The 14,107-nt window shown below is 62.6% G+C and carries 17 protein-coding genes; 14 read left to right on the top strand and 3 right to left on the bottom strand.

Annotated elements, in window-relative coordinates:
* Positions 1-218 precede the first annotated feature (218 nt).
* The 14 genes from HZB53_20610 to smpB all read left to right on the top strand — a co-directional run bounded on the left by HZB53_20610 (position 219) and on the right by smpB (position 11,525).
* A complete protein-coding gene (locus tag HZB53_20610; GenBank protein MBI5880059.1) occupies positions 219-509 on the top strand; it encodes a DUF503 domain-containing protein in 291 nt (96 codons plus the stop codon).
* Positions 510-529: 20 nt separating this feature from the next.
* Positions 530-775 (top strand): carboxymuconolactone decarboxylase family protein, encoded by a 246-nt coding sequence (locus HZB53_20615; GenBank protein MBI5880060.1) that lies wholly within the window; start codon positions 530-532, stop codon positions 773-775.
* A gap of 51 nt (positions 776-826) precedes the next feature.
* On the top strand, positions 827-1,135 hold the full coding sequence (locus HZB53_20620; GenBank protein MBI5880061.1) for a peroxidase: 309 nt from the start codon (positions 827-829) through the stop codon (positions 1,133-1,135).
* A gap of 5 nt (positions 1,136-1,140) precedes the next feature.
* Positions 1,141-2,196, top strand: coding sequence for a GHMP kinase (locus tag HZB53_20625; protein MBI5880062.1), 1,056 nt, complete (start codon positions 1,141-1,143; stop codon positions 2,194-2,196).
* Positions 2,193-2,492 carry a hypothetical protein gene (locus HZB53_20630; GenBank protein MBI5880063.1) on the top strand — a complete coding sequence of 100 codons (300 nt, stop codon included), beginning with the start codon at positions 2,193-2,195 and terminating at the stop codon, positions 2,490-2,492. The genes HZB53_20625 and HZB53_20630 overlap by 4 nt, the downstream gene beginning before the upstream one ends.
* A 2-nt stretch (positions 2,493-2,494) precedes the next feature.
* A complete protein-coding gene (locus tag HZB53_20635; GenBank protein MBI5880064.1) occupies positions 2,495-2,743 on the top strand; it encodes a hypothetical protein in 249 nt (82 codons plus the stop codon).
* Between the two features lie 198 nt (positions 2,744-2,941).
* Positions 2,942-3,916 (top strand): pyruvate dehydrogenase (acetyl-transferring) E1 component subunit alpha, encoded by a 975-nt coding sequence (pdhA, locus tag HZB53_20640; GenBank protein MBI5880065.1) that lies wholly within the window; start codon positions 2,942-2,944, stop codon positions 3,914-3,916.
* 17 nt (positions 3,917-3,933) lie between these two features.
* A complete protein-coding gene (locus HZB53_20645) occupies positions 3,934-4,908 on the top strand; it encodes an alpha-ketoacid dehydrogenase subunit beta (GenBank protein ID MBI5880066.1) in 975 nt (324 codons plus the stop codon).
* A 1-nt stretch (position 4,909) separates the two neighbouring features.
* On the top strand, positions 4,910-6,142 hold the full coding sequence (locus HZB53_20650) for a 2-oxo acid dehydrogenase subunit E2 (GenBank protein MBI5880067.1): 1,233 nt from the start codon (positions 4,910-4,912) through the stop codon (positions 6,140-6,142).
* Positions 6,143-6,198: 56 nt separating this feature from the next.
* Positions 6,199-7,113 carry a M28 family peptidase gene (locus HZB53_20655; protein MBI5880068.1) on the top strand — a complete coding sequence of 305 codons (915 nt, stop codon included), beginning with the start codon at positions 6,199-6,201 and terminating at the stop codon, positions 7,111-7,113.
* A 13-nt stretch (positions 7,114-7,126) separates the two neighbouring features.
* Entirely contained in the window at positions 7,127-8,455 is a 1,329-nt protein-coding gene (hflX, locus tag HZB53_20660) for a GTPase HflX (protein ID MBI5880069.1), read from the top strand.
* A 141-nt stretch (positions 8,456-8,596) separates the two neighbouring features.
* On the top strand, positions 8,597-9,820 hold the full coding sequence (locus tag HZB53_20665; GenBank protein ID MBI5880070.1) for a S41 family peptidase: 1,224 nt from the start codon (positions 8,597-8,599) through the stop codon (positions 9,818-9,820).
* Positions 9,821-11,047, top strand: a complete 1,227-nt coding sequence (locus HZB53_20670) for a S41 family peptidase (protein ID MBI5880071.1) — start codon at positions 9,821-9,823, stop codon at positions 11,045-11,047.
* A 22-nt stretch (positions 11,048-11,069) separates the two neighbouring features.
* Entirely contained in the window at positions 11,070-11,525 is a 456-nt protein-coding gene (smpB, locus tag HZB53_20675; protein ID MBI5880072.1) for an SsrA-binding protein SmpB, read from the top strand.
* 19 nt (positions 11,526-11,544) lie between these two features.
* Here smpB and iolG read toward each other — a convergent pair whose 3' ends face one another.
* The 3 genes from iolG to HZB53_20690 all read right to left on the bottom strand — a co-directional run bounded on the left by iolG (position 11,545) and on the right by HZB53_20690 (position 13,766).
* Positions 11,545-12,576, bottom strand: a complete 1,032-nt coding sequence (iolG, locus tag HZB53_20680) for an inositol 2-dehydrogenase (GenBank protein MBI5880073.1) — start codon at positions 12,574-12,576, stop codon at positions 11,545-11,547.
* An 87-nt stretch (positions 12,577-12,663) separates the two neighbouring features.
* Complete coding sequence (locus HZB53_20685) at positions 12,664-13,389, bottom strand: response regulator transcription factor (protein MBI5880074.1); 726 nt, start codon at positions 13,387-13,389, stop codon at positions 12,664-12,666.
* On the bottom strand, positions 13,386-13,766 hold the full coding sequence (locus tag HZB53_20690; GenBank protein MBI5880075.1) for a response regulator: 381 nt from the start codon (positions 13,764-13,766) through the stop codon (positions 13,386-13,388). Before HZB53_20690 ends, HZB53_20685 begins: the two co-directional genes overlap by 4 nt.
* Positions 13,767-14,107: the final 341 nt, after the last annotated feature.

Here is a 14,107-nt window from a genome sequence, read left to right on the forward strand (position 1 = left end):
AGGCGCGCTCGGCATGCTTCAAGTGAGAATTCAATACGAGTCGTGCCAGCAGCATCGCGCATGCGGCCATCGAGCGGCCGACCAGGCCGGACACGCGGCAACACCAGCGAATATGCGTCGGCAGACGCGGTAAACAAATACGTTTTGCATAGCGATGGCGACACGACGAGCCGCCAGTCCATGCCGTTCTGATTGGGAATGTGTGATACAATCGTCGCATGCCTGCGGTCGTAGGGTTATGTACACTGCGTTTGTCCATTCCCGGCAACGACAACCTGAAGGGCAAGCGGCGCGTATTGCAGTCAGTTATGGCGCGCCTGCGCGAGTCGTTCAACGTGGCGGTGGCGGAGACGGGTGAGAACGACAAGTGGCAGGTGGCCACGTTGGGCATTGCGGCCGTGGCCAACGATGCGGCATACGTGCACGGTCTGTTGACGCGCGCACTGGAGTCAATTGAGCGCAGCCGCGTCGACGCGACCGTACTCGATTATTCCATCGAAATCCTGTAACCACCAAAGCGAGGTCCGCCATGGCGTGGATCAAAACGATTCCGGTGTCAGAAGCGACCGGTGTGCTGAAACGGCACTACGATGCGGCGATCGTCCGCGCCGGCAAGGTCTGGAACATCGTCTCCAGCATGAGTCTCAAGCCCGAGTTGCTGCGCACCTCGATTCAACTGTACTCCACGCTCATGCACGGGCCGTCGGGTCTTTCGCGTTCGCAACGCGAGATGATCGCCGTCGTCGTATCGCGCACCAACGGCTGTTACTACTGAACGGAATCGCATGCGCATGACCTCCGTGCAGAGTGTCACGATGACGCGTTGGTGCAGGCGATCAAGACCGACTTTCGTACCGCGCCAATCGACGCGGCGACCCGGGCGATGCTGGCGTATGCCGAGAAGGCGACGCGCAACGCGCACGCGATGACGCCGCGCGATCTGGACGGGCTGCGCGCTCACGGGTTCAGCGACGAGGACATCCTGGACATCGTGCACGTGATGGCGTACTTCAACTACATCAACCGGGTAGCCGACTCGCTGGGCGTCGACGGCGAGCCGGGGTTTGAAGCGCTCGAGAGAGTATCTCCCCGGCGGGCGCACGCGCTCGCGGAGGCGCGTACGCAGAGCGAATGAGCGAACTGAACTTGTTTGTGCCGGGACGGTTGTGCCTGTTCGGCGAGCATTCGGACTGGGCCGGCGGCTATCGCCGCAGCGACCCGGAGCTCATGCCGGGCTACTGCCTGGCCGTCGGCACCACGCAGGGCATCAATGCACGGGCGGCGCGCGGGGATGGGCAGTTGCGCGTGGACTCGCACCGGGTGAATGAACGGGCCGGGAGCCTTTCCGTGGCTATGGTTCCGGCAGCACTGGAAGACGCTGCGCGTGCCGGCGGCTTCTATGCTTACTGTGCGGGCGTTGCCGCGCATGTAAGCGAGCATTATCGCGTAGGCGGAATCACTATCCAAACCACCGACATGAACCTTCCACTTAAGAAAGGCCTGTCGTCATCGGCGGCCATCTGCGTTTTGACCGCCCGCGCGTTCAATGAAGCCTACGAACTGCATCTCAGCATACGCGAAGAGATGGAAGCCGCATACCTCGGCGAGATTCGCACCGGTTCACAGTGCGGCCGACTGGATCAGGTATGCGCGTACGGCCAGATACCGGTCTTTCTAACGTTTGACGCCGACGAGATGGACGTGCACACCCTGAAACCACGGCAGCCGATTCACATGCTCATCGTAGATCTCAAACGCGACAAGGACACGCGGCGCATTCTGCACGAGCTCAATGGCGCGTTCACCAGCGACTCCTCCATTGGCCGCGATCTGCGCGATGCGCTCGGCGCCCAAAACCGGCGCGTGCTCGACGAAGCCCGGCATGCCATCAACGCGGGAGACGCCGAGACCGTCGGCGCGTTGATGTCGGAAGCACAGGCGATCTTCGACCGGCAGATGGCGCCGGCCTGCCCATCGGAACTGACTGCGCCGCGACTGCACGAGGTGCTCGCGCACCCGCGCGTACGCGAGTTGGCCTGGGGAGGGAAGGGGGTCGGCTCGCAAGGCGACGGCAGCGCGCAGATGGTGGCGCGCAGCGCCGAGGCGCAAGCGCTGCTACTGGCCGAACTGCCGTACTTGCTTGGCGTCGATTGCTTCGAATTGACCATCAAGGCACACAATGGGGGTGGCGCATGACCATCGCCAGCGCGCGTGATCTGGCACTGATCTACTTCATCATCCCGTCGCTGATTATCAGCGCCATGCCGCTGATCGCTTTGTACTTCGCGGTCCGCGGCCTGCGCATCGGCCGGCGACGCATGATGCCCTATGTTCATTTGGCCCAGTTCTACGCCAGTCGCATAGCACGGCTAACACACCGCACATCCGAGCGCGTGGCACAACCGTTTGTCGTCGCAGCCGGCATCGGCAGCCAGATCGAGAACATCGCCATGCAATTCATCGCATTCATTCGCGGCACGGAGGCACCCTAACCATGCAATCGCGTGAAGGTCGCATTATCGTATTCAGTATGCTTGCCGGTGCTCTGGCCGGCGGTCTCGCTATCATGTTGTTGCGCATGCGCGCGGCGCGGCAGACACAGAGCGAACCCGAACCGCTAGGCACCGTGGTCGACAAAATCCACTGGGGCGAACTGTTCAGCATCGCGGCGGCCGGCGTTGCGTTGGCGCGGCGCATCGGAAGTCTGAGCGAACCACCGCCCACCGATAAGGCGAAGTCCTAGCCGACGGCCAGGTCGAGGTCGCCGAAAGCCCGCCATGACAAGCGGGCTTTCGGCTTTTTCTAGCCGCCCTGAACCAAAGCGCACATCAGGACGTACACTGGATACACCCAATGTCCGACACGTCTGCGCGCTTTTTGTTTGAGACACTATCGGGTCTATAATCACGATTTGATTTAAGCGAAAAACTGAGGAGATGCTATGAGACCCAACGCGGATCGCTTGATACTAATGTACCGGAATATGGTGCTTATCCGCAAGTTTGAAGAACGTTCGGCTGGATTCTACCGCGAAGGCAAGATCGGCGGTTTTCTGCACCTGTATATCGGCGAGGAAGCCGTGGGCGTGGGCGCCATCGCGGCGCTGGCGCCGCAGGACTACATCGTCACGCACTACCGAGACCATGGTCATGCGATTGCACGCGGGCTTGACCCGAAAGCATTGATGGCCGAACTGCTCGGACGCTCCACGGGCGTGGCCGGCGGCAAGGGCGGCTCGATGCACCTGGTCGACGTGTCCAAGGGTTTCTGGGGCGGCTACGGCATCGTCGGCGGGCACATCGCGCTGGCCACCGGCCTGGCGCTGGCCTCGCAGTACCAGGATGAGAACCGCGTTACCCTGTGCATCTTCGGCGACGGCTCGACGAACATCGGCTACTTCCACGAGTCGCTCAACCTGGCCTCGCTATGGAAACTGCCGGTGCTCTACCTGTGCGAGAACAACCTGTACGGTATGGGCACGGCCGTCGAGCGCGCCTCGGCCGTCGCATCGATGGCCGAGAAGGCGTGCGCGTACAACATCCCGGCGGTGCGCATCGACGGCATGGACACACTCAAGGTGTTCGATGCCACCCAGCGCGCTATCGAGCATGTGCGCAGCGGCAACGGGCCGTACTTCATTGAGGCGATGTGCTACCGCTTCCCAGGCCATTCGATGGGCGACCCCGAGCGCTACCGTGTCAAGGACGAGGTGGACCGCTACAAGCAGCGCGACCCGATTGTCGCGTTCGGCAAACAACTGGAAGGGGACGGCGTCGTAGACGAGGCCGACCTGGAGCGCATCGAGCGCGAGGTCGCGCAGGAAATGGACGCGGTGGCGTCCTTTGCGGATGCCAGCCCGGCGCCCGCGCCCGAATCGATGTACGACTTCATCTACGCTCAATCGGGAACACACTAGGGCGGTCAACGGAGACGATCATGGAAATGACCTACCGCGACGCGATTCGCGAGGCGTTGCGTGAAGAGATGACGCGCGACGAACGCGTCATGATTATGGGCGAGGAAGTCGGCGTGTGGGGCGGATCCTATGCCGTGACCCAGGGGCTGATGAAGGAGTTTGGAGAAAAGCGCGTCAAGGATACGCCCATTGCCGAAGGCATTATTGTCGGTGCGGGCATCGGCGCCGCCATGGGCGGCCTGCGACCCGTCTGCGAGCTCATGACCATCAACTTCGGGCTGCTGGCCGCCGATATGCTGATCAACCACGCGGCCAAACTGCACTACATGTTCGCCGGACAGATCAAAGTGCCGCTGGTCGTGCGCTCGGTGGGCGGCGGCGGCCGGCAGTTGGCGGCAACACACTCGCAGTCACTGGAGGTGCTGTTCGCGTACGTACCCGGCATGAAGGTGGTGATGCCGTCCACCCCGTACGACGCCAAGGGAATGCTCAAAGCCGCCATCCGTGACGACAATCCGGTGTTGTTCATCGAGCATAGCCTGCTGTACCCGATCAAGGGCGATGTGCCGGAGGGGGACTACACGGTTCCGCTCGGCGTCAGCGACATCAAGCGCGAGGGCGCCGATGTGACCATCGTGGCCTATTCGCGCATGGTGCATGTCGCGCTCGAAGCGGCGGATCGCCTGGCGACCGAGGGCATTAGCGCGGAGGTGATCGACCTGCGCACGCTGCGCCCGCTCGACATCCAGCCGCTGATCGAGTCGTTCAAGAAGACCAACCACGCCATCATCGTAGAGGAAGACTGGCGCACCTACGGCATCGGCGCCGAGATCGCCTGCCAGGTGTACGAGCAGGCGTTCGATTACCTCGATGCGCCGATTGTGCGCTGCGCCGGCCTCGAAGTTCCGATGCCATACGCCAAGAACCTGGAGGCGCTGGCCATCCCGGGCGTGGGCGACGTGGTGCGCGCCGCCAAGGAGCTGGTAGGCTAACATGGCAACCAATATCATCATGCCCAAGCTGGGCTTCGACATGTCGTCCGGCAAAGTCGTACGCTGGTTGAAAACCGAAGGCGCGGCGGTACGTCGTGGGGAAGCGGTGCTCGAAATCGAGACCGACAAGGCCACTGTTGAAGTTCAGGCCGAGGTGGACGGCATTCTCGGGAGCATAATCGTCGCCGAGGGTGATGTGCCGGTCGGCAATGCGATCGGCCAGATCCTCGCCGCCGGCGAATCGATGGGTGCTGCCGCTCCCGCAGCGGCCCCGATTGCCAAAGCGACGGTAACGGCGGCCCCGGGCAAATCAGCCGAGAGCACCCCGCGCCCCACGATTGCTGCGCCGTCTGGTACTGCGCTGAACGCCGGCGGACGGATTGTCGCTTCGCCCATTGCGCGGCGGTTGGCGCAGGAGATGAGCGTTGACCTGACGCGCATCAAAGGCACCGGTCCAGGCGGCCGCATCGTACGCGACGATGTCAAGGCGCAGAAGGCATCGCAGCCGGCTGCACAGGCGCTCGCTGCGATACCGTCGGCAGCTCCGGCCGCCGGCGATCTGCTGCTGACGCGCATGCGCCAGACGATCGCCCGGCGCATGGCCGAGAGCAAGGGGCCGATCCCGCAGTTTTACATCACATCCGAAGTGGACATGGGCGCCGCCATGGCGGTAGTGAACCAGATGCTGGAGGCCGGCAAGGCCGAGGACTTGCGCGTTTCGCCGCTGACGCTGGTTATGAAGGCCTGCGGACTCATGCTGCGCAAGTATCCGGCGCTGAACGCGTCGTTCGGCGGCGACCGGCTGATAATGCACGAGCGCGTGAACATCGGGGTAGCAGTCGCCATCGAAGGCGGCCTGCTGACACCGGTCGTGCCGGACTGCGACCAGAAGTCGGTGGCGCAGATCGCGCGCGATACGCGCGCCGCCGCGGAACGGGCGCGCAGTGGAAAGCTGAATACGGACGACATGAGCCAGGGCACCTTCAGCATCAGCAACCTCGGCATGTTCGATGTCGAACATTTCGTGGCGATCGTGAACCCGCCGGAGGCCGCCATCCTCGCGCTCGGCACGGCGAAGGAAGCGCCGGTGGTCGAGAACGGCCAATTGAAGACCGGCTGGCGGATGAAGATGACGCTGTCAGCCGACCACCGCATCACCGACGGGGCCGAGGCGGCGCGCTTCCTGCAGGAAGTCAAAAAGCTGTTGCAGACGCCCATGGCGCTGTTTCTGTAATACGAGTGTGAACAGGGGCGACTGCGGTCACCTTGGATTGTTTGCGCCACATGAACATGAAACGGCATATCGCACTGCTCGCCGCATCGATCATCGTGGCGGCCACTGCGGCACTCGCCCTGTTTGAGCGCCGCGACGCGGATCTACCGGTTGCGCCGACTGGCACAACCGCGCCGCTGTTATTCGACGGCGCGTCGGCCATGCGCTTCGCGCAGGCCCAGTGCGACATCGGACCGCGGCCGACCGGCACGGCGCAGGGCAAACAGACCGGCGACACCATCATCGCCACGCTCAAGTCGTTTGGCTGGAGCGTCGAAGAGCAGAAGTTCGACTATCGGGCAGTGCCTATCCGTAACATCATCGCCAAACGAGGGCAAGGGGCGCCGGTCATCCTGGGCGCGCACTACGATACACGCCCGCGCGCCGACCAGGATCCGCGCAGCCCCGCCTCGCCGATCATCGGCGCGAATGACGGCGCCAGCGGCGTAGCCGTGCTGCTCGAACTGGCGCGTGTGCTGCCGGCGCTGCCCGCCAAATCGATCTGGCTGGCATTCTTCGACGCCGAGGATTGGGGCGGCATCGACGGCTGGCCGTTCTCGGTCGGAGCCGATTACCTGGCCGCTTCGCTGACGCAGGCACCGCAGGCGGTGGTTGTACTGGACATGATCGGCGACCGCGACCTGCAGATCTACTACGAACAGAACTCCAATATGGCGATCCAGCAGGCGATCTTTGGGGAGGCGGCGCGACTCGGATATAGTGCGAACTTTATTGCCCAGCCACGCTTCTCGATGACGGACGACCACACGCCGTTTCTACAGCGCGGTTATGCGGCGGTCGACCTGATTGACTTTGACTACCCGTACTGGCACACGCTGGCTGATACCTGTGATAAAATATCTGCTATGAGTATGGAGAAGGTGGGGAGAACTATGACTTCATGGCTGGCACGGTCAAAGGCGGCGCCCTAACCGGCGGCACTGCATGAAAACACGATCGTACCCGACCCATGCCCCGGCCGAGAAGGCGTTCCTGGTCGGCGTCGAGCTCAAGCACGACATATCCAGCTTCCACATTCTCGATTCGCTCGACGAACTGGCGCAGCTATGCGGCACCGCCGGCCTGGAGGTCGTGGGCCAGGCCACGCAGAAACTCGAATCAGTTCACCCCAACACGTACGTTGGCAAGGGCAAGGTCGAGGAATTGGTCGCGTGGAAACGCGAGCTCAATTTCGACGTGGCGGTCTTTGACGACGAGTTGCTGCCGCGCCAGGGTCGCGAACTGGAAGACGCGCTGGAGGTCAAGATCATCGACCGCACGGCGCTGATCCTCGATATCTTCGCGCAGCACGCGCGCACGCGCGAGGGCCAACTGCAGGTCGAACTGGCGCAGTATGAGTACCGCTTGCCGCGGCTGACCCGCCTGTGGACGCACCTCGCACGCCAGGCCGGCGGCGGGGGAGGGGGGTCGGGTGTCGGCGTCGGTCTGCGCGGCCCCGGCGAAACGCAGTTGGAGGTCGACCGGCGCGATATCCGCTCGCGCATTAGCCAGCTTAAGAAAGAGTTGGAGCAGGTGCGTGCGCACCGCAAGCATTACCGCCAGCGCCGCGAGTCGAACAATGCGCCGGTGATCGCCATCGTCGGCTACACCAACGCCGGCAAGTCCACACTGCTCAACGCGCTGTCCGACGCGCACGTGCTGGCCGAGAACAAGCTGTTCGCCACCCTCGACCCGACCACGCGCCGCGTGAGGCTGCCATCCGGGCACGAAGCGTTGTTCACCGATACCGTCGGCTTCATCCAGAAACTGCCGACCCAACTGGTCGCGGCGTTCCGGGCGACGCTGGAGGAGATCAGCGACGCCGACCTGTTGCTGCACGTGGTCGACGCCACGCACCCGAACGCGCAAGGCCAGGCGCGCACGGTGGAGAGCGTCTTGCAAGAGTTGGACGCCGCCGGCAAGCCGACCCAGATCGTGCTGAACAAGCTCGATCGCTACACCGAAGATAGGGCGAAGTTGATCGAGGCGTTCCCGGACGCTATCCTGGTCTCGGCTGCGCAGGGCGATGGCATCGACCAACTGCTGGCGCGCGTTGAAGACGTGTTGGAAGCAGAATGGCCGGCGATGGACGTGCAGGTGCCGTTCACTGCCGGTGAACTCGTCGACCTGTTTCATCGCTTCGGCACGATCGATCGCGAAGAGCATCTGGCGGGCGGCACGCACATCCAGGGACGGATCCCGCCGCACTTGGCGGATCGTTTCCTGCCGTATGCCGTGCGGCGGCGGGGCACGCGGCACGCAATGCAGACGTGAGAAGATCGCGCGCTTCACAGTGCCAACCAATGTCGAAAACTGGCGTTTTTCGCGTTATTGATAGTCGCACTATGATTGTTATGTCAAGTAAGGCCGAATTACTGGAATTGTGCGAATATACTGCAAGCGGAGGGGGCGGCTATGCTGCAAGGTTGCGCTAAGGCGCTCGGTATTTCCGCGCTGGCGTTAGTTCTCGCCACGTGCGCGTTTTTGTCGGGGTTTGCATATAGCAGCGTGCTGCGCCCCGGCACCGGCGCCGCGCCGATCATTGCCCTGCCGGTGCCGGGAAGCGCGCCGGTGGCATCCGCACCGCCCGAGTTTGGCGTGTTCTGGGAAGCGTGGAACGTCATCCGCACCTCGTTCTACGGCAAGATTCCGAACGTCAAGCCAATGTCGTATGCCGCCATTCGCGGCGTGCTCAAAACGCTTGGCGACCAGCATACGGTCTTTCTCGAGCCACGCAACACTGCGGCCGAAGCAGAGCAGTTGCGCGGCGACTTTCAGGGCATCGGCGCCTACATCAACCTGGACAAAGACCAGTTCGTCATCACCGCGCCCATTCCCGGCTCGCCAGCCGAGAAAGCCGGCATCCTCGCGGGCGATATTATCCTCAAGGTGGGAGACAAGGACGTTAAGGGCCTCACGTTGGACGAGTTGGTGGCGTTAATCCGCGGTCCGCGCGGTTCCAAGGTCAGCCTGACCATATTTCGCACTACAAAACCCGATCCCGTCGTTATCGAGGTGGCCCGCGATATCATCAACCTGCCCAGTGTTATCTCGAAGATGCAGGACGACAACATCGGCTACGTGCGCTTGACTATTTTCGGTGAGAAGAGCAAGACCGAAGTCGCCGACGCCATCAACACGCTAAAGAGGCAAGGCGCAAAAGCGCTTGTGTTCGACCTGCGCGGAAATCCGGGCGGCTATCTGACCACGGCGATCGACGTGGCGGGCCAGTTTATCAAGGATGGCCCGGTCGCTTACGAGCGCGGCAAGGATGGCAACGAGCGCGAGTTTCGCGCGACCGGCAACGGCGCATGGATGGACGGTCCGCTCGTCGTGTTGATCGACAAGGGCAGCGCCAGTGCGTCGGAGATCGTGTCCGGGGCGATTCAAGACCGCAAGCGCGCGATCCTGCTCGGAGACACCAGCTTCGGCAAGGGCTCGGTGCAGGCCGTACACCAGCTCAGCGACAAGTCGTCCGTGCATATCACGATCGCCGAATGGTTGACGCCCAACAAGCGGCAAATCTCCGGCACCGGCCTGACGCCTGACATGTCCATCCCGATGTCAGCCGACGACGTAAAACGTGGTGTGGATACGCAGCTTGAAGCGGCGCTGAAGTATCTTAAGGAGAACAAGTAGATGCGCACCATTTTACGCGTGGCCGCGCTGGCCGTTATGTTCTTTGTGTTCACGACCGGCATGTTTGCCGCCGGGTATGTCGTGCAACAATATATGCCGCGCCCGGCCGTGCCTGCGACAAACGCCTCGGCCACGCCATCCCCCTCCCCTGCCGCCAGCCCGCAAGCGGGACAGGACGATTTCGGCGTTTTCTGGGAAGTCTGGGGTCTGCTGAAAGCCGAGTTCATCGGCAAACTGCCGGATGATAAGCAGATGACCTATGCGGCGATTCAAGGCGTCGTCGATTCGCTGGGCGACTCGCACACGACCTTCACCGACCCTAAACGCGCCGCGCTTCTGGAGTCCGATCTGGCCGGCAGCTTCGAGGGCATTGGCGCCACGGTCGAGCAGAAGAATGGCCAGATCGTGATAGTGGCTCCGTTGAAGGGACGCCCGGCGGAAAAGGCCGGATTGCTGGCCGGCGACATCGTGACAAAGATCGATGGCCAGACTACCGACGGCCTCTCGCTGACCGAGGCGATCCTGCGCATCCGCGGGCCCAAGGGCACCCAGGTCACGCTCACCGTGTTTCGCGCCGGCGCGCGCGACCCGATCGACATCTCAATCACGCGCGCAGCGATTGCGGTGGAGTCCGTCAACACGCGCCAGTTGGACAACGGCATCGCTTACATTCAGTTGACCGAGTTCACCGGGACCGCGTCGAAGGAGATGGACGACGCACTCAAGACCGCGCTGGCCGGCAATCCGAAAGGCATCGTGCTCGACTTGCGCGGCAATCCGGGCGGCTACCTGCAGACGGCGATCGAAATCGCCAGCGAATTCATCTCGAGCGGCGTGATCGTCAGCGAGCGCGACAAAGATGGCAAGACGACGGACCATCGCGCGCTGCCGGGCGGGCGGGCGACCAAGATCCCGATCGTCGTACTTGTGGACAAAGGCTCGGCAAGCGCGTCGGAGATTCTGTCAGGAGCGATTAAAGACAGCAAGCGTGGCGTGCTGGTCGGCGACACGACCTATGGCAAGGGCTCGGTACAGGTATCCAATCGCCTGAGCGACGATTCGCGCTTGACTGTGACTATCCGTCACTGGCTGACGCCCAGCGGGCGTGATATCGACGGGCAGGGCATCGAGCCGGACTTCGCGGTGCCGTTCCCGGAGTCCGACCGCAAAGGCGGGCGCGATCCGCAACTGGATCGCGCCGTAGAGTACCTCACCACCGGCAAGTGAGGTCTCATTCGGCGCACAGCGTATGAGCGAAACAACCAGGGTGCTGGCCAGCAACCGCCACGTCTACCACGACTTCTTCATCGACGAGACATTCGAGGCGGGGCTGGCGCTGACGGGCAGTGAGATCAAGTCGGTGCGCGCCGGACAGATCAACCTCAAGGAGTGTTACGCGACCATCCGTCACGGCGAGGTGTGGTTGATCGGTTCGCATATCGCGCCGTACGAACCGTCGAGTCGTGACAACCACGATCCGCTGCGCGACCGCCGGTTGCTCCTGCACAAGGGAGAGATCGTGCGCCTGGCGGCTAAGATCAAGCAGAAAGGCTTCACGCTGGTGGCCACGCGCGTCTACTTGAAGAAGAACCGCGCCAAGATCGAAATCGGTCTGGCGCGGGGCAAAAAGCAATATGACAAGCGCGATACCATCGCCGCCAGGGATGCCAAGCGGGAGATCGATCGCGCCGTGAAGCAACGCTGAAGCAAACTTCGCCTTATAACTAGGCCCCTTCCCGGCCGGGATCGGCCGCCTCACGAATCGCGACCGGCCGCGCCTCATCCAGCGAACGCGTGGCCGCCACGGCAATCGCCGTCGCCGCGCGCGCATCGAGCGCCGAAACCGCCGGCGCCGATCCGCTTGACACACACGCCACAAAGCTGCGCATCTCGGCCACGTACGCCTCGCCGTATCGCTCCATGAAGTACGGCACGCCGTCGTGCGCAATGTGATTCGCGGTCAGGACAAGTAACGGCGTGTGCTGCAACCGCCCGATCATCAGGCTGCCGCGCGAGCCAATCACCTCGGTGCGAATGTCGTAGCCGTATACGGCGTTGCGGCTCAGGTCGATGTTGCCGATCGCGCCGTTGGCGAACTTTAGGTTGACGACGGCGTTGTCGATGTCGCCCACGTCGGCCAGTTCCGGGTAGACCAGGCAGCCGCCCTCGCTATACACCCGTTCAACCTCGCTGCCCATCAGCCAGCGCGCGCTGTCGAAATCGTGCACTCCCATGTCGGCAATCATGCCGCCGCTGTTCTCCCGCCGCGCAAAGTCCAGGCTGGTGCGCTTGGGGTCCCGCCCCAGCGATTTGATCATTACTGGTTGGCCGATGGTCCCGGCGTCAATGTGCTGCTTTGCCGCCAGATAGGCCGGGTCAAAGCGCCGCATGAGGCCGACCTGCAGGATCACGCCCGCTTGCTGCGCCGCGGCAATGGCCTGGTCGCACTCGGCCAGCGTCATGGCCAACGGCTTCTCGCAGAAGATCGATTTGCGCGCTTGCGCCGCATCCGCAATCACGGCGGCGTGCGTGCCGGTCGGCGTCACGATCACCACGGCGTCAACCTGCGGGTCGTCGAGCATGCGCCGGTAGTCACCCACGGCTGCTGCGCCGAGCGGCACGGCGACCGCCGCCGCGCGCGCGGCGTCCGCATCGGCCACGACAGTCAAACGCGCGCCGGGCACCCGGTGTACCAGGTTCTCGGCATGCACCTGCCCCATGCGGCCGGCGCCGATTAATCCAATGTTAATGGTCATTAGACGGTTCCCATTGCGCCAGAGCGCATGTCAAGGGCCGGTTGGCGCCCCGGCCCTGATGGAATTGGCATGAGATTTGCGGCAGACTCAGGGCTGTGCGGGGGCGAAGCGGTATCCGGCACCGCGTTCGGTGAGTACATACGCGGGGCTCGAGGCGTTTTTCTCGATTTTCTGGCGCAGCCGGCGCACGTGCACGCGCAGCGTGTCTTCGAAGATCTCTTCCATCGGCCATAGCCGGCGCAGCAGGAAATCGTTGGTGACCGTGCGCCCGCCGTTGCGCATGAGTATATACAACAGCTTGGACTCCGTCGGCGTCAGCGTAACGGCGCGCCCGGCAACCAGCGCCAGTTGGTGGGCGAAATCAACTGCCAGGTGGCCGTCAATGTATACCACCGGCTCCAGCGTGTAGCCAAAATCTCCAATGCGCCGCAACACGCGCAACACGCGTGCCACCAGTTCGCGCGGGCTGAACGGCTTGGTCATGTAATCTTCGGCATAACGCTCAATGCCTTTGATCACCACGTCTTCGGAATCCACCGCGGTGAGGATGATGACCGGCAAGTCGCAGAAACGCTGCACGATTCCGCAGAACTCGAAGCCGCTCATCACCGGCATATTCAAGTCAACGATCGCCAGGTGCGGCAGGCCGATTGTATTGATCAGTTCGAGGGCCTTGGGGCCGGAATCCGCCGTCACGGCCTCAAAGCCGGATTGCTCAAACGTCAGCTTGAGCAGATCGACAATGCCGGGCTCGTCGTCGACAACGAGTATGCGTTTGCGTTTAGGCTCGGTGTTGAGCGTATCGGGATTCATAAGTCCGATGGTTGTCCGGATAGAATGGAGTCAATCTGGCTTACGAGGTCGCGCGGGCTGAACGGCTTGGCCACGAAACGAATGTTGACGGATGTCAGTCCGGCGCCGATCTCGTCATCCCAAACGCCGCCCGACGTGACAATGATGGGAGTCTGCGCGACCGAGGGGTCTGCGCCGACGCGCTTCGCCAGGTCAAGACCGCTTACGCCGGGCATCATGACGTCGAGCACAATCAGCGCGGGATGTGTCTCGATGATCGCTTGCCAGGCGGCGTCGCCGTCGGCGGCCGTCACGACCGTGTGACCGCGCCGGCGCAGCGAGTAGGCCAGCAAATCTCGAATGCCCGGCTCGTCGTCAGCCACAACTATGATGGCCATGGTGTGTAGCGCCCCGGCTGTCTAGACCGGCGTGAGCGGGTCTGTAAAGAGGTCTCATTGCCGACTTCCCAACAACACAATAATAGTGTATGTGCGCCGAAAGTCAACTCGGTGTTGTTATTCGAGCCTGCACACACGGACAGAATTCCTTCGCCGGCGTTATCTGTTTTGTAAGGATGATTCGTTAATCTATGAAGAAGTTAATAGACTCTATTCAAAATAGGCATTGGATCGCTTGTGGCGATAGCGTCGTCTGGTCCGGCGAAAGTTATGCAATGCGGTAGCAATACTCATCACCAGGTCTGACAACCCCGCGGCGAAATTGCGAAAGCGATCCTTGG

Source organism: Chloroflexota bacterium (assembly GCA_016235055.1).
Classification (GTDB): domain Bacteria; phylum Chloroflexota; class Anaerolineae; order JACRMK01; family JACRMK01; genus JACRMK01.